Origin of the sequence: Thermogemmata fonticola (assembly GCF_013694095.1) — a bacterium.
GTDB lineage: Bacteria > Planctomycetota > Planctomycetia > Gemmatales > Gemmataceae > Thermogemmata > Thermogemmata fonticola.
Window position 1 is genome coordinate 11,606 of sequence record NZ_JACEFB010000016.1, and the last position, 26,485, is coordinate 38,090.

20 protein-coding genes and 1 tRNA gene are annotated in these 26,485 nt (G+C 59.7%); 16 read left to right on the top strand and 5 right to left on the bottom strand.

Features of this window, described 5'->3' with window-relative positions:
* Nucleotides 1–32: 32 nt before the first annotated feature.
* The gene (locus H0921_RS15595) at nucleotides 33–1,343 is read right to left on the bottom strand and encodes a HEAT repeat domain-containing protein (protein ID WP_194539450.1); all 1,311 of its coding nucleotides are present in this window, start codon (nucleotides 1,341–1,343) and stop codon (nucleotides 33–35) included.
* A gap of 541 nt (nucleotides 1,344–1,884) precedes the next feature.
* Between H0921_RS15595 and H0921_RS15600 the strand changes: the two genes are divergently transcribed.
* Nucleotides 1,885–2,826 (top strand): zinc ribbon domain-containing protein, encoded by a 942-nt coding sequence (locus H0921_RS15600; RefSeq protein WP_194539451.1) that lies wholly within the window; start codon nucleotides 1,885–1,887, stop codon nucleotides 2,824–2,826.
* A gap of 269 nt (nucleotides 2,827–3,095) precedes the next feature.
* Here H0921_RS15600 and H0921_RS15605 read toward each other — a convergent pair whose 3' ends face one another.
* Nucleotides 3,096–4,175 carry a diguanylate cyclase gene (locus H0921_RS15605; protein WP_194539452.1) on the bottom strand — a complete coding sequence of 360 codons (1,080 nt, stop codon included), beginning with the start codon at nucleotides 4,173–4,175 and terminating at the stop codon, nucleotides 3,096–3,098.
* Between the two features lie 1,302 nt (nucleotides 4,176–5,477).
* On the opposite strand from H0921_RS15605, the gene H0921_RS15610 reads away from it, so the two are divergent.
* The 5 genes from H0921_RS15610 (at nucleotide 5,478) to H0921_RS15630 (ending at nucleotide 11,264) form a co-directional block, all read left to right on the top strand.
* Nucleotides 5,478–6,488, top strand: coding sequence for a sigma-70 family RNA polymerase sigma factor (locus H0921_RS15610; RefSeq protein WP_194539453.1), 1,011 nt, complete (start codon nucleotides 5,478–5,480; stop codon nucleotides 6,486–6,488).
* Between the two features lie 382 nt (nucleotides 6,489–6,870).
* Nucleotides 6,871–8,106: a GTPase ObgE gene (obgE, locus tag H0921_RS15615; RefSeq protein ID WP_315851916.1), complete on the top strand. Its 1,236-nt coding sequence runs from the start codon at nucleotides 6,871–6,873 to the stop codon at nucleotides 8,104–8,106.
* The gene (locus H0921_RS15620; RefSeq protein WP_194539454.1) at nucleotides 8,103–8,927 is read left to right on the top strand and encodes a type III pantothenate kinase; all 825 of its coding nucleotides are present in this window, start codon (nucleotides 8,103–8,105) and stop codon (nucleotides 8,925–8,927) included. Before obgE ends, H0921_RS15620 begins: the two co-directional genes overlap by 4 nt.
* 169 nt (nucleotides 8,928–9,096) lie before the next feature.
* Entirely contained in the window at nucleotides 9,097–10,404 is a 1,308-nt protein-coding gene (locus H0921_RS18360; protein ID WP_315851917.1) for a GTPase, read from the top strand.
* Nucleotides 10,405–10,406: 2 nt separating this feature from the next.
* The gene (locus H0921_RS15630) at nucleotides 10,407–11,264 is read left to right on the top strand and encodes a fumarylacetoacetate hydrolase family protein (RefSeq protein WP_194539456.1); all 858 of its coding nucleotides are present in this window, start codon (nucleotides 10,407–10,409) and stop codon (nucleotides 11,262–11,264) included.
* 45 nt (nucleotides 11,265–11,309) lie between these two features.
* Here H0921_RS15630 and H0921_RS15635 read toward each other — a convergent pair whose 3' ends face one another.
* The gene (locus tag H0921_RS15635) at nucleotides 11,310–11,930 is read right to left on the bottom strand and encodes a CDP-alcohol phosphatidyltransferase family protein (RefSeq protein ID WP_194539507.1); all 621 of its coding nucleotides are present in this window, start codon (nucleotides 11,928–11,930) and stop codon (nucleotides 11,310–11,312) included.
* 234 nt (nucleotides 11,931–12,164) lie between these two features.
* On the opposite strand from H0921_RS15635, the gene H0921_RS15640 reads away from it, so the two are divergent.
* The 10 genes from H0921_RS15640 (at nucleotide 12,165) to H0921_RS15685 (ending at nucleotide 24,160) form a co-directional block, all read left to right on the top strand.
* Nucleotides 12,165–12,869 (top strand): sigma-70 family RNA polymerase sigma factor, encoded by a 705-nt coding sequence (locus H0921_RS15640; RefSeq protein ID WP_194539457.1) that lies wholly within the window; start codon nucleotides 12,165–12,167, stop codon nucleotides 12,867–12,869.
* A 427-nt stretch (nucleotides 12,870–13,296) separates the two neighbouring features.
* A complete protein-coding gene (locus H0921_RS15645; protein WP_194539458.1) occupies nucleotides 13,297–14,829 on the top strand; it encodes a PDDEXK family nuclease in 1,533 nt (510 codons plus the stop codon).
* A 64-nt stretch (nucleotides 14,830–14,893) separates the two neighbouring features.
* Entirely contained in the window at nucleotides 14,894–16,078 is a 1,185-nt protein-coding gene (locus tag H0921_RS15650; protein ID WP_194539459.1) for a putative CRISPR-associated protein, read from the top strand.
* 456 nt (nucleotides 16,079–16,534) lie between these two features.
* On the top strand, nucleotides 16,535–17,557 hold the full coding sequence (locus H0921_RS15655) for an alpha/beta hydrolase (RefSeq protein ID WP_194539460.1): 1,023 nt from the start codon (nucleotides 16,535–16,537) through the stop codon (nucleotides 17,555–17,557).
* A 152-nt stretch (nucleotides 17,558–17,709) separates the two neighbouring features.
* Nucleotides 17,710–19,455 (top strand): GH3 auxin-responsive promoter family protein, encoded by a 1,746-nt coding sequence (locus H0921_RS15660; protein ID WP_194539461.1) that lies wholly within the window; start codon nucleotides 17,710–17,712, stop codon nucleotides 19,453–19,455.
* A gap of 401 nt (nucleotides 19,456–19,856) precedes the next feature.
* Nucleotides 19,857–21,185 (top strand): DUF1571 domain-containing protein, encoded by a 1,329-nt coding sequence (locus tag H0921_RS15665; protein WP_194539462.1) that lies wholly within the window; start codon nucleotides 19,857–19,859, stop codon nucleotides 21,183–21,185.
* Nucleotides 21,186–21,525: 340 nt separating this feature from the next.
* Nucleotides 21,526–22,002 (top strand): response regulator, encoded by a 477-nt coding sequence (locus H0921_RS15670; RefSeq protein ID WP_194539463.1) that lies wholly within the window; start codon nucleotides 21,526–21,528, stop codon nucleotides 22,000–22,002.
* Nucleotides 22,003–22,032: 30 nt separating this feature from the next.
* Nucleotides 22,033–22,320: a co-chaperone GroES gene (gene groES, locus H0921_RS15675; protein ID WP_194539464.1), complete on the top strand. Its 288-nt coding sequence runs from the start codon at nucleotides 22,033–22,035 to the stop codon at nucleotides 22,318–22,320.
* Between the two features lie 208 nt (nucleotides 22,321–22,528).
* Nucleotides 22,529–23,887 carry a DUF1501 domain-containing protein gene (locus H0921_RS15680; protein WP_194539465.1) on the top strand — a complete coding sequence of 453 codons (1,359 nt, stop codon included), beginning with the start codon at nucleotides 22,529–22,531 and terminating at the stop codon, nucleotides 23,885–23,887.
* Between the two features lie 185 nt (nucleotides 23,888–24,072).
* Nucleotides 24,073–24,160: transfer RNA gene (locus H0921_RS15685), tRNA-Ser, on the top strand.
* 870 nt (nucleotides 24,161–25,030) lie between these two features.
* On the opposite strand, the gene H0921_RS15690 is transcribed toward H0921_RS15685, so the two are convergent.
* Entirely contained in the window at nucleotides 25,031–25,426 is a 396-nt protein-coding gene (locus H0921_RS15690; RefSeq protein WP_194539466.1) for a barstar family protein, read from the bottom strand.
* 2 nt (nucleotides 25,427–25,428) lie between these two features.
* Nucleotides 25,429–26,289 (bottom strand): ribonuclease domain-containing protein, encoded by an 861-nt coding sequence (locus tag H0921_RS18365; RefSeq protein WP_315851918.1) that lies wholly within the window; start codon nucleotides 26,287–26,289, stop codon nucleotides 25,429–25,431.
* Nucleotides 26,290–26,485 lie beyond the last annotated feature (196 nt).

A 26,485-nucleotide genomic window follows, 5' to 3' on the forward strand; every position in this document is an offset into this window, starting at 1 on the left:
CGTGCGGAGGAAGTCCAGGGGGTTTTCCCACGTCAGGGAGTTTTTCCCATGGGAACTTCGGAGAACCGGAGTTCCGGCTTGCGGATGTACTTGATGGCCTGAGCCACCGCGAGGCGGAGTTGCTCCTCCGGCAGGCTGGCGATGAGTTGCTCGCGGGTCTGCTTGGGGCCGAGGTTTTTCAGCGCTTGCTTGAAGTCTTCCTCCTGCATCCGTTTGTCCCGGAGTTTCTCGAAGGTCTTTTCCAGTTTTTCCAGAGTCGGCAGGACTCCCTGGGCCTCTTTCCCCATGGCGACGAGGCAGCCGAGGACCAGGTTCAGCTCCACCGGGTTGATGGTGTTGAGGTCGGTGAGGGAATCGGGCGGGAGAAGTTGGACGACGGCATCGAGGCGCTTACCCCCGGCGGCCTGTTCCCCGAACAGACTCAAGGCTTGCAGGGCTTGCAAGCGCGGTCCGAGTTCGGGAGAACTCAGATGTTTGGCGATGGCGTTCAGGTGGGTATCGCCGATCTCCTTGGGATCGAAGCGCATGAGTACCACGCGGACCCAGATTTCGATCTGGGGGTCGAGTTCCCCGCTTTTGCCTTTAGGACTCTGGAGGCGCTCCCGCATGCGATCGGCGACATAGGCGGCTTGTTTCCAGTCGATGGGCGGAGGGTCTTTGGAGTTATTCCGCCGTCCGGTCCAGGGTGGTCCGAGCAGGACCAGGGATTGCAAGGCTTCCAGGCGCACGGCAGCGGCCACATCGGAGGCAAGGGTCCCGGCCAGGCGGTTGAGGGCGCGGACATTCGGCCCGTAAGTCTCATTGCCGCCGACACGCCCCAAGGCGTTGGCCACCGCCTGGCGGATGGCATAGGAGGGGTCCTGGCAGACCACGCCGGTGAGGACGGAAACCGCACTTTCGGCCCTGGGTCCAATAGCAGCCAGTGCTTGCACCGCGGCCAAGCGGGTTTGGGAACCGGGCACTCCTTGATCCACCGCGTTAGCCAGAATCGTGATCGCATCCTTCCAGTCCCGGTCATCGAGACCCAGCATCACTGCGGCCCGGTAGGCGGCCATGCGCACCGAGGGGTCCTTCTCATTGCGCATCCGCTCCACAATTTTGCGCGAACAGATTTTGATCGCATCGGGACCAAAGGCCGGCAGCGTATTCAAGGCCATCTCCCGCTTGCCGGGATCGGGATCGTCCACCTCCTTGAGCCACTCCTGGACCCCTTTGCCAGCGATATTGGTGGGCCATTTGAACTCCTGCATGGGCGGGGGATTTTGCGTCCCTTCCTGAGCCGCGAGCAGAGTTGCCACGGCCACGATCCACCCGCAGGCCAAAACGAGGCGGTACCACAACATCGGGTTATCCTCCCATCGGTGAACCGTTCCGCCAGGACCGGATCATGCGCATTAACTTCTAAATCATGCCCTTATTTCCAGCATAGACGGTCCTAGTCGACTGTTGCAACACGAAGCGTCTGGCCCTGTTGGCAACAATCTTCTGTCCTGCCCTCCCCGGATCGGGACGGAGCTTTGCCCGCCGTACTGGAATTGATCCAGAACAGGCATTTGATCCAGAGTTTTCACCATCCTGCCATCCAGAACTCGAACCTGGTTCCTCGACCTGCATGGTGTGCCGGCGCAGTCATTCCCTTGGGACCCAGCTTGGGACCCTAGCTTGGGCCTCAGGTAGGCTATTGCAAGAAAGAACGGGGGGATTAGGAGAAGTTGCGCCGAAAGAATAGGATAAGGGAACCCGACGGGTTGCCGGTACGGACAGGTTAGACCGGCCTCATCCGCAACTCCGTGGGGGAAGGATGTGTGTCAGAGGGACGTGCGCCAGTAAGGGGGGTCTTTCCGGGGACCCGCAGGGTTCGAGACGGCGGGGAGGCACAAAGGCATGAGTCTAGAGTTTTCCTGTCCCCAGTGCAGTGGCACATTGGAAGTGGACGAGTCGATGATTGGAACGGTGATCCGCTGCGGGGATTGCGGCACTCTGATGCGCGTGCCCTCGACACCGTACGGGATCGCCGAGCGCGTGCGGGACGAATCCGGCAGAGCCTCTCCCCCCTCAGGGTCATCCGGCGACGGTCCCCCGGCGGAACTGTCTCCAATTCCTTCCACAGGCAGCGCCCCTCCTCCGCGGCCTCGTCCGGAAGCTGGTGCACCGTGGCCGCCACCTCCCCCTGCCAGTCCGGGACGCAGCGTCGCCTTCTGGGCACTCATCGTCATCAGCGGTCTGATCGTCGGTAGTTGTCTGTGTTGCTGTGGCATCCTGGCCGTCCTGCCCGAACCTGATTGGCAAATCTACACCAATCCCGAAGGTTGGTTCCAGGTCGAACTGCCCGCTCCGCCCCGGTCCCAATTACGCCCGCCTGCCTTCCTACCCGGCGTCAACAATCCGCGCGTCGAAGGATGCAACTTGGACAAGTACGGGGAAGATTACCGGGTCATCTCCTGGAACGTTCAGCCGTTACAACGTCTGGTGCGAACCGATGAGGCGTTGATGCAACGGGCTTTGGAGGACCTCCAGGGGCAACTGCGCGGCGAGCGGATCGTGGAGGGACCGCGCCTTGTCCCCGGCCAACCCCATCTGACTTACGAACTCCACTGGTACGACAAGGGAAACCGCCTCCACATCGCCCGGTTGGTCCTCGCCGGCGAGCGCTTCTATCTGCTTCTGGTGCAAAGCCGCTACTTCTGGGCGGAACCGGACCCTGAGCGTGTGGAACGCTTTTTCCAGTCTTTCCGCGTCCTGCGCTTGCGCGCACAGGATCCCCTCCCGCCGGACCTGCCGGTACCTCAGAGGCCAAAACAGAAGGACAATCGCGGCAAAAAGTGATCGTCCAGGGCGCACACTGCCGCCGAAACTTTGGGTTAGCTCGCTTGCCTTCGCCAAAAGGCCAGGTAGTACTCGCAACACATCCACCCGACGAGCTGGCGATACCCGCGACCTGATTCTTCCTTCGTAGTGGCGACTCTCCCTACGATTGGGCTGGGATTAAGGCCGAGGCCGCCCCACTGCACAGACCCTGGGGAATCCGAACGGAGGAACAAACAGGTTGAAAATGGGGATGGAAAGCGAGGAGCGGGGCAGAGCGCGGACTCAGCTCAAACCGCAATCGGAGGCTGAAAGTAGCGCACGACCGAGCAATTCCGGCCCTTCTGTTTCGCTTCCCGCAGGGCAGCGGCTGCCAATTCTTGCATTTCGTTGTAGGTGACCGGTGTTTCGGCATCGGCCACCGCGGCCCCCACACTGATGGTGATGCGGATCGGCTGACCGTTGTAGATCGTCTCGGCATTGGCGACACTGGTGCGCAGGCGTTCCGCTAAAACTTCCGCTCCAAATAAATCCGTTCCGGGTGCAACGATGAGAAACTCTTCCCCGCCGAGACGCGCGATCGAATCGGAGCCGCGGATCGATTGCTGCATCACGCCCGTAAGCCAAACCAGGACATGGTCCCCCCCCGGATGCAGGTAATCATGATTGATTTGCTTGAAGTGATCGATGTCCACCAGCAGCAAGGCGAAAGGCTGGGGCTGGCGCTGGCGGCGATATAGCTCCTTGCGGATAATCATTTCCAAACCCCGGCGGTTGGGCAAGCCCGTCAGCGGATCGGTAATCGCTACCTTTTCCAGGAAGTGATTCTTCTTTCTCAGTTCCTCAAGAACCGCCTGGAGTTGTTGGGTCCGCTCCTCGACGCGCCGCTCTAGTTCTTGATTGAGCTGGCGGAGTTGGTCGAGGAGCTGTTCGTGGCTCCGTTCCATCATCAGGTTCCGGGCCACGGAGCGTAGGGCTTGGAGCAAGTCATCCCGCCGCCAGGGCTTGAGGATCAAACGGTGGACCTGGGCTTGATTGATCGCATCGATGGCGTCTTCCAGCCGGGCGGTCCCTGTGATCAGCAAGCGGCTGGTGCGGGGCATATTGCGGCGCACCCACTCCAGCAGCGACAAGCCGGTTTCGCCGGGCAGTTGCAAGTCGGCCAGCACCATATCCACGTTGCGGCTGGCGAGCAGTTCGCGGGCTTGATCGGAAGTCTCGGCGGTCAAGACTTCAAATTCCCCGTCCAATTGGACCCGCAATAGCTCCAGGACATGGGGATCATCATCGACGATCAGCACCACGGTTTTGTAGCGCGTGACGTTCATGATCACTCCGCGCTGACGGCTCCGCCGTCGTATCACGACCATGCCATCGGCTCCTTCCGCGGCAAATGATGTCTTCCTTCTTCCTTTTCCTCCTTCTGTCACCTCTAACGGTCTGAAGCGCCTTCTCCTGGAACCCGCCTTCCTCGAACCGTTGCAAAAACCTCTAAGCCTGGGGATCGTTCCTCCCAATGGGATCCAGCGCGGCAGACCGCCCTGCCCCTACCCATCCTGTCTCGGCTCGCACCGTCCCCTTGTCCTATCACCATCGACATCAGAAGTAGGGGCTGTTTTCATTCCAGCTATTTCCGTACCGGCTATTCCGGGTGCCCGGCGTTGCTCCACCCCTATGCCATATCAATCAACGGCGAGACGGCGGCTACCTCATCTTTCGCCCCACCCAAGTGGGGAAACACCCGCTCTCTCCACTTTACATCACTTTTTGTCCCTCTGTCGGGTCGTCATCCCCCAAAGTTTCGTTACCTTCCCCCAAAAATCCTCCCGCCACTTGTTCTAAACGTATTGTCTAGCCCAAGAATTCGTTCAAACCAATGCAATCGACTTCGCTGTTACAATAAGTCGGCAACGCTGGCCGAAAATGGTGCGAAGGAACATCCAGGTAAAGTCAGGAGGAATCCTCCTAAATCGCGAACCAAAGGGCAAAAATGGACGTAAGACAACTCGTCATGGGAAGTAAAGTTTAGCAGAGTGAGTCTAAAGTCGTAGGCTGGCATCCTGTGGGGTTCCTCGGAAGAGAGTAATTTGGTAATATGTTATTATACGGAAATAATTGGGGAAATTGGCTAACAACAGCAAAGGAGAATAGCGTCGTAGGTATTTTTGTTACAAAGAGTTTGGAAAAAAGGTAAAATTTTTGTGATAGGTGCTTGATTATTGGTCAGGCATCGGTTACAATCGGGTGCACTACGGGGTACCATCCCGCTCAGCGAGCGAACGTTCGAGTTTCCCGCCCGACTCAACGGAGAGGATCGCTCGACGGACCCCGCCGAACGCCTGAAGGTTCCAAAGACACCCCCCTCGGTCGCTTTGGGCTGAAGGAGGGATGAGGTAAATCGGGTGTTCCGACGTTAGGCCCGCCGAAGGTCAGACTCCCCCTGGAGTCGGGTGTTTTTTTGCCCCTAGGATGGGGGTTGATCGCCGCGGGACGTTCCCGGCTCGGTAGAGAGTTGCGGAGGCAAGGAAGCCGGGGGAAACGAAAATGCCGTAAGAAGCCGGGGAACAAGAGGTACCTCACAATGTGGCCGCGGGGGAGGGTCCGTGGCCGACAAAGGATCAAGGCTGGTAGCGAACTTTCCGGACTCTAGAGAAATCCAGGGAACAGCCGCCATGAAGACTTCTCGGCGTAAGCGTGTGACTCAGACGGCCAAGAAAGAAGCAGAAGAGATGCTGCAAACCACGTTCTCTTCCGACTTGCTCACTCCGGAAGAGGAGCGGGAGTTGCTCACGAATTTCTGGGACTGCAAGAGCGAGTTGGTCCGGGTCCTGGTACGAACCTTTCCGGAATTGCGGCCTCACCGCCCGCCGATGGAACCGTGGCCCATGGCTCAATTTATCCGCGAGCACTGCACTGCGGAGCGCCGGGAAGTGATGGCCATCCGCCGGCTGCATGATCGCTATGTCCACTACAAGCATCGCTTAGCCAGCGCCAACATCCGCTTGGCAGCTCACGTGGCCAAGCGCTTCCGCCACCACAGTCTCGCCTATTCCGATCTGCTTCAGGAAGCCGTCTGCGGCCTCATGCAGGCCATCGACCGCTTTGATGTCTCGCACGGGACCCGCTTGGCCACTTACGCCACCTGGTGGATCCGCCAAACGTTGCAGATCGCCGTGGCTCGGCAATCCCATTTGGTCAGTCTCAGCCCGCATCATCTGCAGGAACTGGGGTTGCTCCAGCAGGAGAGCGAGGCGTTGGCTCACGGCGGCAAGCATCTACCCAGCCCCCAGGAACTGGCCAGCCGGACCGGCAGCTCGCTGGAACACCTCACCCACCTGCAAACGGCCACCCGCACGCCGGTTAGCCTCAATGCCGTCCTCGATGACGATAGCGACTTCAAACTCACCGAAGCCATGCCAGACACCAGCGCCCAAACAGCTCAGGAGAACAACGAGCGTCAGGAAGCCCTCAACTTCCTCATGGAAAGCCTGCGCCCGCGGGAACGCAAAGTCCTCGACCTGCGTTTCGGCCTGACCGGCAACGGCACCCATAGCTTGCGCCAGATTGGCCACATGCTCCGTATCTCCAAAGAGCGGGTCCGGCAAATCCAGAACCGCGCTCTGGAAAAACTGCGGGCCAATGCGGAACGTGTCGGCTGGGAACCGAACCTCCTCTTGGAATAGCTTCGCGTCCTTGATCGGTCTCAGCCACGCCGCACAGGTAAACCTACCCTGAGATTTACTACCCCAAGCGGTAGTTCTCCCTCACCCGACGCTCCAAAGAAAAACCGCTCCCCGGCAGGCGGCATATCTTGTTTCCAAGTGCCGCCTGTTTCTCATTTCCATTTTTTCATCTTCCTGCGATCGGGGATGCAGGGCTTGGGGCCGTGCACGACTGCACGACCGGTACTGCGGCGGCCGTCAAGACGAGATGCTTCCATCAAGGAGAGATACTTCCGTCAGGGGACAATGCCTCTAGCAAGTCTCCGAAGCCATCCAAGGCCAGGCACGGTTCCCACACCGCATGTCCACGACGGTTGCATACAATCTGTAAGGAAGCCGCCAAGTGAAAACGTCCCAATACGGGAGCTTCACGGCCAGTGATACATTGGGAGCAGAGGTGCTGATGTTTGTGGATCGGCTGGAGTTGTACGTGAAGGGTGGTGACGGCGGGCGGGGAGCGGTCTCCTTCCGGCGGGAGAAATACGTTCCGCGTGGCGGTCCGGATGGCGGCGATGGCGGGAATGGCGGTTCCGTGATTGTGCGGGCCGATGCCAATGCTGATACTCTGGCGGGTCTGGCCACCCGGAAACATTGGCGCGCTGGCAACGGCCAAGCCGGTGGGGGAAACAACCGTCATGGCCGAAGCGCCGAGGACATTGTGCTATTGGTTCCGCCGGGCACGGTGGTGCGGGATCGGGAGCGCGGCCACATCCTCAAGGACCTGATCCATGCGGGCGAGGAAGTGGTGGTGGCTCGCGGCGGTCGCGGCGGACGCGGCAATGCCCACTTCAAAAGTCCGACCAATCGCACACCCCGTCAGTACGAACCAGGAGAAGCAGGCGAGGAACGCTGGATCGTCCTGGAACTGAAATTGATCGCCGATGCCGGTCTCATCGGCCTACCCAACGCCGGCAAATCGACCCTTCTGTCACGGTTGAGCCGAGCCACTCCGGCGATTGCCCCTTACCCCTTCACCACGCGGCACCCCCATTTGGGGGTGGTCCATCTCGGCGAGAGTAGCTTCGTGTTGGCCGATTTGCCGGGGTTGATCGAAGGGGCGGCGCGGGGAGCCGGCTTGGGGCATGAATTCCTCCGGCATGTGGAGCGGACCCGCCTGTTGATCCACCTGGTGGAACCGTTTCCTGCCGATGGCTCCGACCCGCTGCGGAATTACCATATCATCCGCCGAGAATTGCGGGACTATGCACCGGTCCTGGAAAACAAGCCGCAGCTTGTCTGCGTCAGCAAAGGGGAGTTGCCGCAAGCCGATGAGGTACGCCGACGATTGCAAGAGGCCTTGGGCGAAGAGGTGTTGCTCATTTCCGCGGTGACGGGTTTGGGATTGTCGCAGTTGGTAGGGCGTGCCGCTACGCTGATTGCCCAGCTCAAGCAAGCCGAAGCGCAACGGCTCGGCGAGACCTCGTTTGCCACCGAGGCAGCGGTCCGAACGGCGGATTTCCGAATCGCGGAGGTCCCCGGCATTACGTCCTCATCGCCTTCAGTCCCAACGGCTGGTAGCCAGGCGCCAGCCACCGGCAAGCCGGTGAGAGTCAGCCCGGCGGTTCAGGAGCCAACATGACGCCGGATGTCGTCGCTGATGTTGGCAATTCCCGCTTGAAATGGGGCCGGTGCCAGCCGGGGCGCATCGCCGAGATGGTCTCGCTGCCGCTCGACGATCCGCAGAGCTGGGAGGAACAGCGGCGGCGCTGGCGCCTGCCCCAACCCTGTCACTGGGCAATCGCCTCGGTCAACCCTCCCGCCGCGGAGCGCTTCCGCCGTTGGCTCCAAAGTCATGGAGAGGCGGCATATCTGTTCGAGAACCCGGCCCTGCTGCCGCTGCATCTGGGTGTGGACCAACCCCGCGAAGTGGGATGGGACCGCTTGCTCAACGCCGTAGCGGCGCATTGTCTGGCGGCCCCGGCCCCGGCTGTCATTATTGCCTTGGGCACAGCGATGACGGTCGATGTGGTGGATGGCCAAGGAGTGTTCCGCGGGGGAGCGATCCTGCCCGGCCCGCGCCTTTTGGCGGACGCCCTCCATCGCCATACTGCCTTGCTCCCTTACCTGGACGTGTCCGAGTTGCCTGCGGTGGTGGCACCCGGTACCAACACCGGCGATGCCATTCTCGCGGGCATCCGGGCCGCTTTAGTTGGCGGAGCGCTGCTATTGCTCCATCATTATGCGGATCACTTTCCGGCTCCGTGGGTCTTCCTCACCGGCGGTGCGCTCGGCGACCTAGCCCAGTGGAACTTTGGCGGCCGCTTCCGCGGGACACGCCACGTACCAGCCTTGACCTTAGAGGGGCTGCGGATCGCTGCCGAAAGCCTGCCCGACCCGCCCCCCTCAGAGGCGCCCCCTTCCTCTGCGGCGAGTGAGAAACCAACAATTCCGCTTTCCTGAATCTCACTCCGTCCGTCAATCTCACTTCGTACAGCCCGGCTTTCTCAAAACTGGCCCGATTTTGTGAGCCTGGCCGGAACTTCGCTCTTTCCTTCAGCGCGCCCGTGTTTTCCACCCCCACCCCCTCCTGCCGGTGCCTTCCTATAATGCCACTACTGCGATGGCATCTGTGGAAGCTGAAGCGACGACAGTTTGTGTGTTGACTCCCCCTGCCCCTGCCGCGGTGGCCACTCTCGCGTTGCGGGGACCCCAAGCGTGGAGTTTGACTCGCCGCTTCTTCCGGCCCGTGGGCCAAACGTCTCTGCCCTCATCTCCACCCCTCTACCGTTGCTACTTCGGCCATTGGGGCCTGTCCCTGAAGGATGAGGTGATTGTGGCGGTTACCGCCGCGGATACCGTGGAAATCCACTGTCATGGCGGAGTGCGTCTGGTCCGCTGCCTGGTGGAAGAATTGCAGGCGGCGGGAGCGGTGGAAGTAGACGCCTTGGAGGAGCATCCCCTGCTGCATTTATTGGCTCATGCCCCGACTCGCCGCGTTGCTGCTTTGCTCTTGGATCAATGGCAAGGGGCCTGTGCTCAGGCGCTGCGGCAGGTGATCGAAAAGCAGGACAGCGGTACTCTAGCGACTCTGGCCCGTTACGCTCCCCTGGCCGAACACCTGATGACACCCTGGCGAGTGGCCATTGTCGGCCCTCCGAATGCAGGGAAATCTTCGCTTCTCAATGCGCTGGCTGGTTTCCCCCGTGCGATTGTCTCACCAATTCCCGGCACCACCCGCGATGCCGTCACAGTCACTTTGGCCTTTGATGGCTGGCCGATACAACTGATCGACACCGCCGGGCTGCGCGAGACCTCTGATGCTTTGGAGGCCGCCGGTATCGCCCGCACCCGCTCGTGGCTGTCTCAGGCGGACCTCGTGCTCTGGGTGGCAGATGCGGCCAGCGGCGACGGCCTGGAAGCAGAGCTACCCCCTCAGGCCTTGCTGGTCGCGAACAAATGCGATCTCTTGGCGGAGGACGCCGTCCTCCCCCCGCATGCCTGGCGCATCTCCGTGCGCACCGGGGCAGGGCTGGAGGCCTTGTGTGCGGGCATTCTGAATCGCTTGGTTCCGGATCCGCCCCCGCCTGGCGCGCCGGTGCCCTTCACTCCCCTGCTGGCAAAGGCAGTGCTGCAAGCCTGGGACGACTGGCAACAGGGTGACCCAGCCGCTGCCTGCGCCCGCCTTCGTCAGATACTGCCTGCCGCTGAACCGCCCTGCCTGAGCTTCCCTCGACTCCCAACGACTCCCGGTGCACGATCGTCCCCCAATCCGTTGCCCCAGGCAGCGCCGTTGCCCCAGACACCGGCTGGCCCGGACACCGTGGCTTGTCCCTGCCAGACAGTGCAATGCCCTGGGCTGCACGCCGAATCTGGGCCGACGGCGGAACAATCTCTCCCTGCGCCTGCCAAGACCGAATATCCCTATCCCAGGAGTTGACGATGCACTTTGGCAAAATCCGCAAACCGACCGGTGATGTCGTGGTCATGATCGATGCGGAGCGGCAGGTTCATGTCATCGACACCGCCCGCATTCCAGAGGTAGCATCGCTGAGCGATCTGCTCGCGCAGCCTGACCCCCTGGCCGCGGCGCGGGAATTGATCGATCAACGCTACGCTCCTGAACCCCTCGGTGGACAGACCTTCCTCGCACCTGTGGATCGGCAGGAAATCTGGGCCGCTGGCGTCACCTATCAACGGAGCAAAGTCGCCCGCGAGGAGGAATCCCGCGGGGCCGCGGTGTTCTACGACCGGGTTTACTCCGCCCCCCGTCCGGAGCTGTTCTTCAAGGCCACACCTGCCCGTGTGGTCGGTCCGGAACAGCCCGTTCGCATCCGCTCAGACAGTCGCTGGAGCGTACCGGAACCGGAATTGGCTCTGGTCATCGGCCCCGATCAACGCCTGCTCGGTTACACCATCGGCAATGACATGTCCGCCCGCGATATTGAAGGGGAAAATCCTCTCTATCTGCCCCAAGCGAAAATTTACCGGCAGTCCTGTGCCGTGGGGCCGTGGATCACCCCAACCGCCCTCTTTCCCCCGCCTGAACAGGTCGAGATCCGCCTGACCATCACCCGGCAGGGGCGCACCGTCTTCGACGGAGCCACCTCCCTCGCCCGCATGGCCCGCACACCGCAAGAGTTGATCCGCTGGCTTTTCCAAGACAACGACTTCCCCCACGGAGCCATCCTCCTGACCGGCACCGGCATTGTCCCTCCCGACGACTTCACCCTCCACAGCGGCGATCACATCCGCATCGCCATCACCGGCATCGGAACGTTACACAACTCCGTGGCCTGAATCACGCGGTAAGAGTCTCTCCCCAAGGCGAGGATTCCTTCGGCATTAGGATCGGCCGTTCTCTTGCCTGACCACCGCCGATGGGTCGGGTGTGCCGCGCAACAAGCGGGCCGCCTTCACCAGGTAATGCAAACCGCTGACCACAGTCGCGGCCAGCATCACCCCGATCAACGCCTGCAAGGGCCAATCCAGCTTCGCCGCCGCTGCATCCCAGCCCGTGCCGATCATTCCCTGGCGCGCCAGTACCCCGACCAGCACAGCGAATTGGGAGACGGTTTTCACCTTCCCCCCCCAATCGGCCCCAAAGGCCCGGCCGGCGCTCTCCACGATCCCGCGCAGGCCGGTCACCAGCAATTCCCGGCCCACGATCACCGCGGTCATAGCGGGAAGAATGCCCGTCCCCGGCATCGCCGACAGATAGATGAAGGCACTACAGGTCAGCACCTTATCCGTCAGGGGATCGAGACTTCTTCCCCAAAGACTCTGCGGGCCGTAGCGCCGTGCCCACCAGCCGTCCAGGAAGTCCGTCCCCGCCGCCAATAGCAGCACGCCCAATCCCCACCACCACGCCTCGCAGGCGATACATCCGCAAAGTACGACCGCCAAAGGCAACCGCGACAGCGACAAGCCGTCCGGCACGCCAATCCACCATTTCCCTGGATCCATCACGGGCCACCTCGCGTTGACCTTCCCGAACTCTTCCGTTTTCTGCCTTCTCCCCTCGTATCTGGCGTTCTTGCCTCTCCCCCCTTCTTACACGGGAGTTTTGGGCGAACGGCGGATAGCGATGCCGCCTCCTTAGTAATCGAGCGGAGCAATTCCGCCAGCTCGCTTGACAGCGAAGGAACTGAGCGGACGGTCTCAAGCCCCTAGCTCCGCACCTGACGAGGGAATTGCTGCATGAATTACGACTTCGCCCTGCCGCTGAATAGCACCCCGCCGTATCGCTACTCGGACCTGCTGCGACTGTCCCGAAGATGCCTCCAGCGCCTCGGAGGAAAACGGTACGACCCTGACTTGCAGGAGGACGCCGCCGCTCATGTGCTTGCTCAACTGCATCACTACGATCCCCAGCACAGTCCGTTCCTGAATTGGGCCTACCGGGTCATCCACAACTACTGCCTCTCCGCCTCCCGGCAACTTCGCCGTAAGTTCCGGCAATTGTCCTCGCCCTCGGACCCTACCGCCCCCGCCGAGACCGAAGACCTCCTCCACACCATCCCCGATCCCCGTCCCGACCCCTACCACGGCACCTTCCACACTCTCGACTGGCAATTTCCGTTCAACGAGCACGATTGCCGCTGCATCTGCTCCTGGAGTCCCAAGGAAGCCTTTGTGGTTCTGGCCTGGCACGGGCGAATGTGGCACAAACTTCCCCCCCACCTCCAGAATCACCTGTTGCAAAAAGTCTCTCTGAAACAGCCGTTTCCCCCACCCGACTTTGAATACTGGGAACCGGCCGAACGCACGGCTTATCTAGCCAAAACTCTCGGCATCAAGGAAAACTCCATCCATCAGCACCTCAAGCGCGGGCGATCCCGACTCTTGCAACTGCAATTCGTCCGGGAACTGGCCGACTGCTACGGCTACACCATCGCTATGTGAGGAACGGATGGGAGAGGCACCCTCATGACCGCACCCCATTGTTGCCCGCCTTTTGCCGCACTGTCGACCTCTGTTCGCTTCCACCCCCGGCTCGCTTCGGCCTCCCCCAGATTCCGGAGTGGAAACCGATTGCCAGCCGACTCCGTCCAGACCCACCTCGGAAAAGGCCTCACTTGCCGGCCGGTGAAGATGTCCCGGAAAAAACTCCCGATGTCGGAAGATTCCCCCTTCCGCAGCGAATACATCCGCAGGAAGATAAATCCGTTGCCTCTCCACCGCCAGGACTGGCGCCTTACCAGCCGCGAACTATGCTCCATTCCCACAAACAGCGGCGGATGAAGGGGAGTGGCGACTTTCCAGACGGACCCAATCGGAGGACTAACACTCTTTGTCCATCAGGAGGTGCGACTCATTGGGAGGTGAAATCATGAACACCGAAACGCCGTCTGCTGCTCCAACGGAGTCAATCGCGTCTGACACCTCGCAGGCATTCCCGCCGCCCACCGCCTTGATCCTACTAGCCAGCGAGCAACTTTGGCCCAACGTGGAAAGTGTCGAATATTGGAAGGACAGCCTCCAGCACATCTTTATCTACCACACAGAAGATGAGCGCCGCTCGGTCCTCCCCGCCCAGCGTTTAGGCCACTTCTGCCAGGCACGTTGTCCCCATGTCCAGGTGGACTATGCCGACGGGGATGGCAAGCCGGAGTCAGTCGTCGCCAAGATCGAAGGCTGGCTCGTGCAATATCCGCAGTATCAGTGGGTCATCAACGCCACCGGCGGCACCAAGCTCATGTTCCTCGGTGCTGCCAGCCTGATCGGGCGGCCTCATGTCTCGGTCATCTACCGCGAACTCAACGGCTCCTGGTACCACCTGACCAACCACAACGGTTACCTGGAAACCCTGCCTCTCGACATCCCGCCTCAAGTGACGGATCGGATTCCGCTCGAGACCCTTCTGCAGACCCTCTGGTGGGATGAAGGAACGGTTATTGATCTGCGCCATCCAAAACCTCTCGATATCGTCCGGCTCACCCAGCTTCTGATCCAACACGAGGGCAAATGGCGAGAGGCCTTCACGGCCTGTGGTGTGCCTCCAGAAAAGGAAGACAATAATAGCGGACATTTATTTGAACGTTACGTAGCAGCAATACTACTGGCGATCGGTGTGCCCCCTCAAAATATCGCACGCAATGTGCGTAAGGAAGGGAAACAAAGTCAACAGAAGAATGATCCCAAAAAGGGGGGACAGCATCTCCACGAGATTGACATTGTCGTCAATCACCAGTCCCGCATCTATGTGCTGGATTGCAAGCTGCAAGGCGAAGGCAACGGGGGCGGCCGTGGTGCCCAGCTCATGCAGCAGATTCGCAATCTTTCGGATACGGTGCGGCAGTTAGGAGGCGTGGGAGCCGTTGGCGTTTTGCTCCGTCCCAATCGGACGTTTTTTGACGAGGAGCGGACCTATGCCGAGGGCATCGGCTTGCGCGTCCTGGATCGGAGTAAACTCAGCACGTTTTTCGAGGAACTGGCTCGCATCCTCGGTATCCCTACGGTGCCGGCTGTGTTGCAAAATGCGCAACAATTATGGCAAAACCCTGTCTTTGCCGAGCGCGTGTTTCCCGGCAGCCCGCGCACTCACCAGATAGCCCGTTCCTCGTCGGAGAGCGGCATCGTGGGGTTGGAAAACTACCTATGCGAGTGGAGTAGGACGTTGGGTCAGAACTGGGCTGTCTGCCAATTGTGGGACAACTATTTTCTTCTACGTTATGATCAACGCAAGGGACAAGGAAACATCCACCAAATCGCTCGTCATTTGCCCCAAAACATAGGTTGCATCAATTCCGAGTCCGAGCAACTTTGGACATCAGGAACGGGAGATACGGGATACTGGCTCTTTCAGGCAAATCCGGAGGATGTTAGGCGGTTTTTCAAGCCATATGTTGGCCGGGATTTGTAACCAACATGTCAGCCTCGATTTAGAAGGAGTTCAATAGGTCCAACGGCTTGACGGAGGTGATCCTATGCCACGGACGATCGTGTTGTGCACGGTGGGCACCAGCCTGTTTTATCCCAATCTGGCGGGTTTGCGCAAGACGCTGCAAGAGGGGGGCGGTGCGGGAAACGAGAAAGCCGCTCTGCCGCCGGAACGGAGAGAAATCCTGGAAGCCTTGGCCTCGGCATACGAGCAGAAGGACTGGCCGGCGGTGGCGACGCAACTGGTCCGCTTGCCAGCCTCTGAGCGGCTTTGCGGCGCGGAAATCAACTCGATGCACAGCTTGATCCAACATGGCTATGTGACCGGGGATTGCGGCGTGTACTTCCTGCATTCGGATACTCCCGAGGGCCGGGCGATTGGTGAAGTGCTCCGGGAGGCTTTCCGCCAACGGGGTCATCAGCCGGTGGAATGCGTCCAGGTGACCGACTTGCAGGACAGTGATCCGAAGCTTTTCCGGACCAAAGGCTTGCGGAATCTGGCACGGGAATTGTCGCGGATCATTCGCAATCACACGGCCTCCGCTTGCGCCATCAACGCCACCGGCGGTTACAAAGCCCAGATTGCCCTGGCGGTCCTGATTGGCCAAGCCATCCACGTGCCGGTCTATTACATGCATGAACGCTTCAGCGAGATCATCGCCTTCCCCCCGATGCCGGTGGCTTTCGATTTCGACCGTTGGATGCAGTACAGCCGCGTGCTCTACGCCCTGGAGAAGGAACCGCGCCCTTGGACGGAGCTGCAAGAGGAATGGGACGAGGTGCTGGAAGGTCTGACCGAGGTGGTGGACATCGACGGGGAGAAATGGGTGGAATTGTCCGCGACGGGGCAGATTTTTCACGACGCTTTCCGGGAGCGCTTTCGCAGCCACCGAGAGATGCTGCTACCGCCGCCAGCTCCCAGAAAGGAAGCGCCACTCATCCGGGATCACTCTGTCACTCTCAAATGCCGCCCGGAGCTGGAACGCTACCTGCAAGAAGTGACCCAAGCCTTGCCTTGTATCCAGCGGTGCGTCACCCATTACACCCACCCGGACCTGCCTTTACCGATGGGCTTCCGAATCAAGCCGAAAAGCGACGAGCTACAGATCGAGGGGATTTACTGCAACGGCCGGGAAACGGTCAAGTTCTTCGTGCACACCACAGCGGAGACAGACACCCAACGCCGGGCGGTGGTCGCTGCTCTCAACGAGTGGCTCGACCGCCGCAAATGACCTTGGCCGCTCCATCCCCCTCTCTATCCCAGCCACACCCACGACTGGTCCGATCTTCCCTTCTGTTCCCTTTGTGTCGCCTCCCCTTTCTCACACCTAAGTCCCAATTGACGGTAGGGGTTTCGCTGAAACAATTGGTTCGTGTAGGATGGAGAGAGGGTTATCACGCGGAAGAAAGAAAGCAGGGGAGGAGTCTTGCCTCAACGGCTTTAGAGTTGTTCAATAATTGGACATAGTAGCAGAGTTAAGGAAGAGACACCCCAAAGCCGTTAGAGATGGAGGGTTAGGAAGACGCCGGTAACCGGTGCGGCGTCCGGGTTAAGAAAGCGAGGCTGTCAGGAGCCAATTCCTGCCAGACAGGCAGTCAGGGGAGGGACAAGGGCAGAAAGGAATCGCTCGATGCAGCACTGAGGAGGAAGCCGGTCAGCCCGAAGTCGTGGTAGGAGGGTGGGATTCGTGGTTTTCTGGTTGTGGATCAGTTTGCTATTGGCGGTGCCACCCGTGCTCTTCGGGCTGGTGATGGCGATCTTGTTTTTTTACGTGCGCTGGAAGTACATGGGGTATTTGACGCGGATATTCCAGGAAAAGCCGCTGTTTATTGTGCCGCGGGGAGAACCGGACGCCTCGGCAGAGGAGATCACGGTGGTGCATCCGCAGGGATGGCACTTGCGGGGCTGTTACTTTCGCACTCCGGCTCCTCAACGCAAGGGGGTGATTTTGTTCGGCCTGGAGTTCGGATCAAACCGCTGGTCCTGCCGGTCGTATTGCGAGGGTTTGCTGGCGGCGGGTTACGATATCTGTGCGGTGGAGTTCCGCAATCAAGGGGAAAGCGATCGGGACCCGAACTACGAGCCTTTGCAATGGGTCACGGATCGGGACGTATCGGACATGCGGGCGGCGATCCGCTATCTGCTGAGCCGGGCCGATGCGGACCCACGAGGGATCGGCATTTTTGGCGTGAGCAAGGGGGGCAGCACCGCAATCGTGGCAGCGGCGGAGGAACCCGCTGTTCGCTGTTTGGTCACGGACGGGGCCTACGGTACCCACACGACTATGGTTCCCTACTTGAAGCGGTGGATTACCATCTACAGCGAGCGCCGGATCTTGCAGCGCATCCTGCCGACGTGGTTTTATGCGATTGTCGGGCGTGTTGGCGCTCAGAAGGTCGCCCGCAATCGCGGTGTGGTTTATCCGAGCATCGAAAAGGCCCTGCGGCGTTGGCATCGCCCCTTGCTGATGATCCACGGCGGGGCAGACACTTACATCCGTCCGGAAATGGCCGAGGCATTATTCGAGCAAAGCCGTGGGCAGCCCCGCGAGTTGTGGATTGTGCCGGGCGCCAAACACAATCAAGCCCTCAGTGTCGCCGGAGCAGAATACCACGAGCGGCTCATCGCCTTTTTCGACCAGCATCTGGCCCAAGCTCCCCCGCTGCATCCCGAACTGACCGCACCGTTTCCCCTGGCAGAACACCATTGATCCGCGCCGCCGGGAAGGTTGGATCGAGGCGATCCCTGCCGTTCGCTGCGTCCTGCTGGCGGATCACAAAGGCCATCCTCCCTTCCCGGTCGGTTCTGTTCAGAAGCATCCCCGCCTGACGGCCCCGACCGACCCTTGCGGAGGCCTGCTGCATGTCCTGGAAGCGATACCTGCTCGTACGCTTGGGACGGTTGATCTCTTACCCCATTCGCCGGCAGTTGCGCCTATTCGAGGCCGCCTGCCAGGAACCGGAGGCGGTTCAAGCGGCGTTGCTGCAGGAAATCGTGCGCCGGCAAGCTGCCACCGCCTTCGGACGGGACCACCGCCTCGATACGGTCCGCAATGTGCTGGACTACCGGCGTCAGGTTCCCGTGGCTCCCTATGAGTATGTCGCCCCTTACATTGAACGCGTGGCGCAGGGGGAATGGTCCGCGCTTTTGGCAGAACCGCGCGTCCACCTCTTTGCGCTGACTTCCGGTACCACGGCCCGGCGGAAATTGATCCCGGTCACCGATTCCTACCTGCGGGCTTACCGCCGCGGCTGGAACATGTGGGGTGTGAAAATGTACCGCGATCATCGGGAACGGAAGATCGCCATGCGCCCCATCGTGCAATTGGTCGGCGACCCGGAGGAGTTTCGCACCCGTGGCGGCATCCCCTGCGGCAATCTTTCTGGCTACACCGCAATGGTCCAGAAACGACTCATTCGCTGGATGTACGCCGTGCCTTACTTCATCGGCAAAATTCACGATGCCCGCAGCCGCTATTATGTGGCCTTGCGCTGTGCCCTGGCCCGCCCCGTGTCGCAGTTCCTGGCCGCCAATCCCAGCACCCTGCTGCAACTGGCCCGGACTCTGGATGCGGAAAAGGAACATCTCCTACGGGACTTGCAGGATGGCACCCTGCATGCCGACCTGGACATTCCTCCGTCCCTGCGCGCCCTGCTCACCCCCTACCTGCGTCGAGATCGGGTCCGGGCCGCGGCCCTTCACCGGCTGGCTGAGAAAACCGGCCGCCTCTTCCCCTGCGACGTTTGGCCGGATAACACCATCATTCTCAACTGCTGGACGGGCGGCAGTATGGGCCACTACCTGCGCCTACTCCCCCACTATTACGGCCAGCCTCCGATCCGCGATCTCGGTTTATTGGCCAGCGAAGGGCGTATGACCTTGCCCTTGGAAGACCATACCCCCGCCGGCGTCCTCGACATCTGGTCCCATTACTTCGAGTTCATTCCCGAAGGGGAAATCGACTCGACGCAACCCACCGTGCTGGGCGCCCACGAATTGCAAGTAGGCCGCAGTTACTACATCCTGCTGACGACCACCTACGGCTTGCACCGCTATCATATCTCGGACCTGGTCCGCGTCACCGGCTATTATGGCCGCACTCCCTTGGTGGAGTTCCTCAGCAAAGGCCACCGTTTTGCCAATCTCACCGGGGAAAAACTCAGTGAGTATCATGTCACCCAAGCGGTCACGGCGGTGTTGCAACATCTGCCTCAGCCATTGAGCAGTTACAGTCTTGCGCCGGTCTGGGAGGAGCAGCAACCTTACTATGGCCTGTTTCTGGAAGCCGCCGACGCAAGGGATGAAGAATTGCTCCGCCGCTTCCTGGCTGCCTGCGATCGCCAATTGGGACAGGAAAACATCGAATATGCCGCCAAACGAGCCAGCGGGCGGCTCGGACCCCTCCGCGCCTTGATCTTACCCAACGGCTTCTGGACCGAGTGGGACCGGCAACGCCTCCTTCAGACCGGCGGCTCGCCGGAACAGTACAAGCATCCCTGCCTCCTCGGCGATACCTCCTTCCGTCAAAGTGCCCCCGTCTGCAAGATCGTCGATCCGCAACCTGTGGAAGCCACCCTGGAATCTGTCCCACTTTCGCCCGGCCAATAACCCCCTGAATTATTTGCAAAAACGTCGATCCCGAAACGCGAGGGACCGCCCCGGAATGCGGTGTACTCCGTCCGGCCAATAGCCGTTTTCCGGATCGATTCCGCACAGTCTTCGGGCGAAACTTCTCGTGCCGCCTTCAGCAAATCCAGCGGTTGAAACAATCTCGCCGTTACGGACGGCTTGAGTCCATCGCTGCGCGGACCTTCACCCCGTTCTCCTCTTGCCGGGTTTTTTCCGAGCGACTATGGTTGTCATGCTGGAGGTGGGGGTACCCTGGACTTCCCCGCCCTCAGCAGGCGGTGCATCGGACTTTCGGGCATTCGCCGGAAATGGACGCCGGATTGAGAGGTTGTATCCCCTGAGGGGTGGCATCCCTTTCCCCTCATTCAGGAAGAGGCTCCATGTCATTACGTGGATGGACCAGGATTGGACTAGTGGTTTTGCTCCTCGGTTGCACCCGTTATGGAGTGAACCCTCCTGGAGGTCCGTTTGCTCGCAAGGATGGACGGGGCAACCTGCCGCCCGATGTGGCGTGGAATGAGGGGGAAATGGGAGCGCGCGGCCGGTTGGGAGAGGCGGTGATCCCGACGGGGGGCCGATTCCCGGATCGCCGTCCGTTGCTGCCGCGCCGTCGGACTGGCTTGGCGGACGCTCTGCCTTCCCCTTACGCTCAGGATGCCGTACCGCCGTTCATTCCTCCAGCGGATGCTTCTTCCGGTTCCCGGAACCCTCCGCTACCGCCAGCAGGTTCGCCCCCAGAGGGTGCTGTCCCCCCGCCGGTTCCTCCACCACCGCTACCTTCTTCCCCGCCATCTTCCCCTTCTGGCCCTCCGCCAGCTTCCCCGGCTGCACCCCCTGCCCTGCCGCCCGCCGCCGGGACTCCGACTCCACCACCACCGCCCGCGCCGCCTCTTTCCCCTCCCTCGGATTCTGCCGCCAATCCCGCACCCGGAGCATCCGCCGATGCGTTTTCCTCCTTGCGCCAACTCCTGAAAACCGCTCAAGACCGCTGGGCCACAATCCACACCTACGAAGCCATTGCTGTCCGCCGGGAACTGGCTCCCAACAAGCAGCGGACCTACGACCGGGTTTTTTACCTCTTCCGCAAGGAGCCGTTTTCCGTTTACATGCGCAATCTCGACGAGGCGAATACCGGCCGGGAGTTGTTGTACAACCCCAAGCAGCACGGGGACAAAATCTACGCCATCGTCGGCAAAGCGGACGAGGGACTGCTTTATAAAGCTGGGCAACGCGCCCCGGCTGTGTCCCCCGATTTCCCCATGGTCAAACAGAAATCCCGCTACAGCATTCGGGAAGCGGGGCTGGGCACGCCCATCCAGCGGGTGAGTCAGTGGCTAGAAAAGGCGGAACGGGGGCAGATTCCACCCCAGAATCTCCGCTTCCAGCCGGAAGTACGCCGGCCGGAATGCCCCGATCCCCTGCATCTGGTGGAATTGCAACTCCGCCCCGGTGATGACCCCCTCTTCCCGCAGGGTGGCCGGCGCCAATGGTTCTTCCACGCCAACCCCCAGGCGGAAACCTACGCCTTACCCATTCTCATCCGCGCCTTGGATGCCGACGGCCAGGAGGTGGAATACTACTGGATCGAACGCCTTCAGCCCAATGTCCGCCTGACCGATGCGGATTTCCATCCCGATCGCCTGGGCAGCGGCAGCAGTAAACCCCCACCCGAAGCTCGCACTCCGAAACGCCCCAATCCGAAAAAGTAAAGGAACTCGCGCCGGTGACGGGAGATTGAGATTTCGGAAAGTACATTCGGTCCAGGACGGCCAGGTTCCGAGTCTTTCCCGCAGGGGTCCATAACTTTACCTTGCGGCTGTCAGGGTGGCAGACAAAGTGGGACGGAAGCGGCAGGCAACGGGCGAAACAGGCGGCGCTTTGCTCTTGTCAAAAGCAACGTATGTAGCGTATCTTTCAGTAGTTAGTGTGAGAAACGGGAATCGGAATGTTTTTCGGCACTGGCTTTGCAATCCGTGGCCCAATGGGATGCTTCCCTTGCGGGGCGGTCGGCCTCCCGTAGCGGCCGCCATGCCACGGGGAGGTAGAGCTATGGTGATCGAGGCACTCCCCGGTCGGCCCGAGGCGCAGGCCCATGACCGCCGGTTTGCGGTCCTGATCGCCGATGACGACCGGGGCACGCGCGAAACGCTGGGTGAAGCTCTGGAGCAGCACGGCTACCGCACTCTGCTGGCCGCCGATGGCGCCGAGGCGGTGGAAGTCGTTCAGGTGGAATTGGTTCATCTGGTCCTGTTCGACCTGCACATGCCCCGCCTTTCCGGCCTGGACGCCCTCTTGGCGATCCGCAACCTCTTGCACACCACGCCACCGGCCGTGCTGATGACCGCAGAGGCGACCAACGACCTGATGCGCCGTGCTTTCCAAGCCCAAGTCTTCAGCGTGTTGCCCAAACCGGTGCAATTGCCCGTGGTCGTACATACTCTCGCCCGCGCCTTGCGCCAGACCTACGGGGTCCAGCATCCGTCCGTCCCTCTTGGGGAAGACTCCCACCCCGGTACTGCGACTTGAAGACCCTCTAGGAGCAAGGAGTCCGAAACGATGAAAATCACCCCGCTTAACGACAAAGTCCTCATCGAACGGGTCGAAGCCGACGAGAAAACCGCCGGTGGCATCATCCTCCCTGATACCGCCAAGGAAAAACCCAAACAGGGGAAAGTACTCGCTTTAGGAGAAGGCAAACTCCTGGAAAATGGCCAGCGCGTCCCCTTCCAGGTCAAAGTCGGTGATCGCGTGCTTTTTTCCTCCTACGCCGGTAATGAAGTCCAGATCGACGGCAAAGAGTATCTCGTCATGAGTGAAGATGACATTCTCGCCGTCGTGGACTGACCCGTTTCACTTTCTCCTTCTTCGACTCGATCGCCCTTCAGCTCGCCGATCTCCGAGCGGGTTCGCGGGTTCCCGGCGGCCTTCGCCAGTTGACCTCTTCCCATATTTCTGCTAGGTTACAGGTACTGAATGCCCCGCCGAGGAAGGTCTGCCCTTCCTGACTTGCCCGCTCCAATTTTCCGTCTCGCTTCACTCACGAGGTGTACCGATGCAGCGAATTGGGTGCCATACCTGGCGTGATGGTTATCCCACCCGGCGGCAAGTTGTGCAAGCGGCTGTGTGGGCGGCTGGGGCTGGCAGTTGGATGACAGGACAGATAGCGCTGGCACCTGCGGCAGAACCCGCGTCCCCACCCCGTCCTCGTGCCCAAGCTGTTATTTTGTTGTTCATGTGGGGCGGACCATCGCACCTGGACACTCTGGACCCGAAACCTCTGGCCCCGGCGGAGATTCGCGGCGAGTTCCAACCCATCCGCACCACGGTGCCTGGTATTCAGATCAGCGAACATTTTCCCCGCTTGGCACGGCTGGCTCACCTGTACACCATCATCCGCAGCATGGGTCATGACGATCCGGCCCATCTGTCGCCGGTGCACCACCTGATGACCGGCCATGTTGCCCCTACCCCCAAGTCGGATGCCGCACCGGCCACGCGTCAGGATCATCCCCATTTTGGAGCGATGCTAGCCAAGTTGCGTCCAGCTCCTGCGGGGGTTCCCACCTGTGTGGTGCTTCCCTGGCTGGTGTCCCATCCCGCGGCGCCCGGCGGAACTGCACCCGGCCAGCACGCCGGTTGGCTCGGCTCCGCCTATGATCCCTTCGTCATCACTGCCGATCCCAACCACCCGGATTTCCGCATCACCGGCTTGGATAGCGCTGAACCTCGCTTGCTGACCCGCCAGCAACTCCTGGAAGCTCTTGATCGCCACCCCGCTGCTGCCGCCTATCCCCCCTTGCGGGACAAAGCCTTGGCCTTGCTCACCTCCCGCCGCTTGGCTCAAGCCTGCGACCTCAACCGCGAGCCGGTAGCTATTCGCGATCGGTATGGCCGGCACACTTTCGGGCAATCCTGCCTGCTGGCCCGGCGGCTCATCGAAGCGGGTGTCCCCTTCGTCTGTGTCCACTGGCCCAACGATGGTGCGTTCTTCTGGGACACCCACGGCGATAACTTCCGCAGCCTGAAGCACCGCCTCATGCCCCCTGCCGACCAGGGCACAGCCGCCCTGCTGGAAGACCTCCACGCCCGCGGCTTACTCAGCCAAACCCTCGTCGTCTGGACCGGGGAATTCGGCCGCACTCCCAAGATCACGCCGGGCAACGCGGGACGGGAACACTGGCCTTTCTGTTACTCCGCACTCGTAGCCGGCGCTGGCATCCGCGGCGGCACCCTTCACGGCGCCAGTGACAAAATCGGGGCCTATCCCACCACCCCGCCCGTCTCCCCCGCCGACCTGACCGCGACAATCGCCTTCGCCTTGGGACTGAATCCCCAGCTCGAAATCCACGACCGGCTTCACCGGCCCTTGCCCCTCACCCGCGGCCAACCTTTGACCACCCTTTTCGCTTGACTCCTACCAGCGCCGCCACTTTTCCAGCACGCTCTGTCTCTATACAATGGGCATGGCAGATTGTCGAAGATTGTCGAAAAGAAAGGATGGAGGGCAGTGCGCCAGACGATTGACAAGAGATCATCCTGCGTCACTGCACAGTGACACGATCCCGTATCGGAAAGCAAAACAAACAGGATACACCCGGAGCGGTGCTCGAGTGGTTGAAGAGGCAGCACTGGAAATGCTGTGTACGGTAACCCCGTACCGAGGGTTCGAATCCCTCCCGCTCCGCTAGAGGTGCAGATATTACAATCCTGTCCGCCACTTGCATGTCGTTGCGATACTTCGCCTGCACTTCAGTTCTTCCACTGATCGATAGGACAAGACAAATAATGCGATGGGACAAGAGAGATAATCCTTCCTTGCGTGGTCCCACCGCAATGCGCTTAGTCCAGCCCACCGATCCCAGCTCCGGCCAACAGAACGCCACCGAATTAATCAAAAGGAAAGGATCAGCCCACTGGGATCAGTATGAACGTCGGTACGTTGAGAATCTGCGACAGAGGTTTACGCCCTCGGTTGCAAAACCGAGGGAGCCTTGGGAGGTCCAGCGGCCGAGGGGCAACGAGTGTGGTTTCTAGTCCACCTCTGTTTTGGTGCCGAGTCTATGCAAACTGAGGTTTGGATAGGTTGACAACATGCTTAGCTATCGCGGCTGGCCTTGTGGTTCCGATGGGATTCAACAATAGGATTAGCCGCAGAGTCTATGTTTTTTCTACCAACAATCGATCGGCACCTTATCCATGCTAACATTCCAGCAAACAAGATAGATCCAGTGAAACCAATTATGCAGTTTAAAAGCAACAACTTCCAATCGAAAAACTTCTCAACACCGAAACTCCAAGCCATGAAGGTGAACGGGGATCCTATGAAGCGAAACGGCTTAATCCCCATCGGACGTATAACACCAGCTAGGTTCGCAAGTGCGAAGAAAAGTAAGAAGATAGGTAACCAGAGAGTGAATATTTTTCTGAAAGTTTATATTTATTGTATCATATAGTTGATAATTAAGGCAAAGTATCATAGAAAATATTACCGTCAATGTTAGTTATATACCTCATTAAAGTTTTGTAATTTTATACAATTCTGTAAATAGAATAATTAATTACAATCCATCAAAAGATTGTGAACTGTGGCCTCAACGCTCTTCGGGAATGCAACGACTAACTTATGCTGCTCACCAGGCTTCCAACTCTTTGTACTTTCTCGCAATACATCGAGGTAGTGCGAAAGGTCTTCCTTCGCAAGGTTTGGCAAATCGCGATGTAGGATTACTACTCGATATTGCTCAATCCAAGAAAGATCCCGTAAGCAGTCTAACAGAGCATTCCAGTTAAAACCAAAGTAACCTAGTAACCTAAGCTTATCAAAGAAAGCTTCAAAAAGAGTATTGGCATCTCTTATCGACGGAGGGATATGAACTACGAAATCCTGCCGTTCGTCGAACAACAGGCCGTCTGTATAGAAAAGAAATCCGCAGTTTTCTTGCTGTGTCATGGCTAATCGACTCGAATAAAAGTTCGGTAATGGTCAGGGATGTAGTATATCTCTCCACCCTGCCCCACAACCAGACGTTGTGGACCTGGACCAGAGATTCCAGGAGTGGGAGGGACGTATTCACGATAATAACCATATGGTTTGACTGGCAACTCGGGAGTGGTCTTACCAGGTAAGGGCTTATTCTTAAAGATACCCCCGTCATTACAATGGGGAAACCTAATACCTGCTCTAATTCTGTCCAATGTTAGTTGAAGATCAACAATACCTGTCAGAACCTTTCCTGTTCGTATATCTTTGATAGTAACACCATGAACAAACCGAACGGTTCGACTCGGTACAATCGGTTGACGTGGTACCGCCGTCTCTGAAGTAGTAACAAGTTGTCTACCCGCTGGGACCATGGCCATGGCGATGGCCGTAGAAGTCCCAATGATGTAGATGTCCCGATAGGCATTGATGCCCGTCTGACGCAGCTCGGCGACTGTCCTAGTCAAATCCACCCCAAACTCTTGTGCCCAGCCGCTAGCCACGGTGGAACTCAGGTCGGTCTGACCATTTTGCTGAAACCACTGCTTCCAATCCTTGACGCTATCGGCCCAGAATCCCGTGGTCTGCTCGACGAGATGCAGCGGGATGAACAATGCTTGGCGGTCGATATATCGCCGGACATAGAGTTGGCCGTTGACCTGGACGAGAACACCGACGAATTGACGAGGTCCATCTCCTTGCCAGAACCAGCGTTCGGGGACATACCAAACCAGCGTTTGACCAGTCCCGTCATCATGGTAGTCAATTCGATCCAGGCCACTCGGATCAAGGGAGTTAAGGGGGTTGTTGCCGACGGTGCGGTATAGGTCCACATCCCCGGCGGCGTAGGAGAGCGGGTCGAGGCTGGTCCAGCGGCCGCTTCGATTTACGATTCTCGATGAGGTTCTTCAGGACGAGGAAGGCCGAAGGAATGGTTTCAACTTGTACGGAATTGCGGTCATCGGCTAAGATCGAAACGAGGGCAAGCATTCAAGAGCGCGGCAGGTGGCATCCTGACGACCCAAAAGC

Excerpts from the sequence above, each read along its gene's own strand:
- H0921_RS15605 (WP_194539452.1), bottom strand. The coding sequence starts at position 4,175 with ATGGTCGTGATACGACGGCGGAGCCGTCAGCGCGGAGTGATCATGAAC.
- groES (WP_194539464.1), top strand. The coding sequence starts at position 22,033 with ATGAAAATCACCCCGCTTAACGACAAAGTCCTCATCGAACGGGTCGAA.
- H0921_RS15650 (WP_194539459.1), top strand. The coding sequence starts at position 14,894 with ATGCCACGGACGATCGTGTTGTGCACGGTGGGCACCAGCCTGTTTTAT.
- H0921_RS15680 (WP_194539465.1), top strand. The coding sequence starts at position 22,529 with ATGCAGCGAATTGGGTGCCATACCTGGCGTGATGGTTATCCCACCCGG.
- H0921_RS15610 (WP_194539453.1), top strand. The coding sequence starts at position 5,478 with ATGAAGACTTCTCGGCGTAAGCGTGTGACTCAGACGGCCAAGAAAGAA.
- H0921_RS15670 (WP_194539463.1), top strand. The coding sequence starts at position 21,526 with ATGGTGATCGAGGCACTCCCCGGTCGGCCCGAGGCGCAGGCCCATGAC.
- H0921_RS15620 (WP_194539454.1), top strand. The coding sequence starts at position 8,103 with ATGACGCCGGATGTCGTCGCTGATGTTGGCAATTCCCGCTTGAAATGG.
- H0921_RS15690 (WP_194539466.1), bottom strand. The coding sequence starts at position 25,426 with ATGACACAGCAAGAAAACTGCGGATTTCTTTTCTATACAGACGGCCTG.
- H0921_RS15645 (WP_194539458.1), top strand. The coding sequence starts at position 13,297 with ATGAACACCGAAACGCCGTCTGCTGCTCCAACGGAGTCAATCGCGTCT.
- H0921_RS15635 (WP_194539507.1), bottom strand. The coding sequence starts at position 11,930 with ATGGATCCAGGGAAATGGTGGATTGGCGTGCCGGACGGCTTGTCGCTG.
- H0921_RS15660 (WP_194539461.1), top strand. The coding sequence starts at position 17,710 with ATGTCCTGGAAGCGATACCTGCTCGTACGCTTGGGACGGTTGATCTCT.
- H0921_RS15630 (WP_194539456.1), top strand. The coding sequence starts at position 10,407 with ATGCACTTTGGCAAAATCCGCAAACCGACCGGTGATGTCGTGGTCATG.
- H0921_RS15665 (WP_194539462.1), top strand. The coding sequence starts at position 19,857 with ATGTCATTACGTGGATGGACCAGGATTGGACTAGTGGTTTTGCTCCTC.
- H0921_RS15640 (WP_194539457.1), top strand. The coding sequence starts at position 12,165 with ATGAATTACGACTTCGCCCTGCCGCTGAATAGCACCCCGCCGTATCGC.
- H0921_RS15595 (WP_194539450.1), bottom strand. The coding sequence starts at position 1,343 with ATGTTGTGGTACCGCCTCGTTTTGGCCTGCGGGTGGATCGTGGCCGTG.
- H0921_RS15600 (WP_194539451.1), top strand. The coding sequence starts at position 1,885 with ATGAGTCTAGAGTTTTCCTGTCCCCAGTGCAGTGGCACATTGGAAGTG.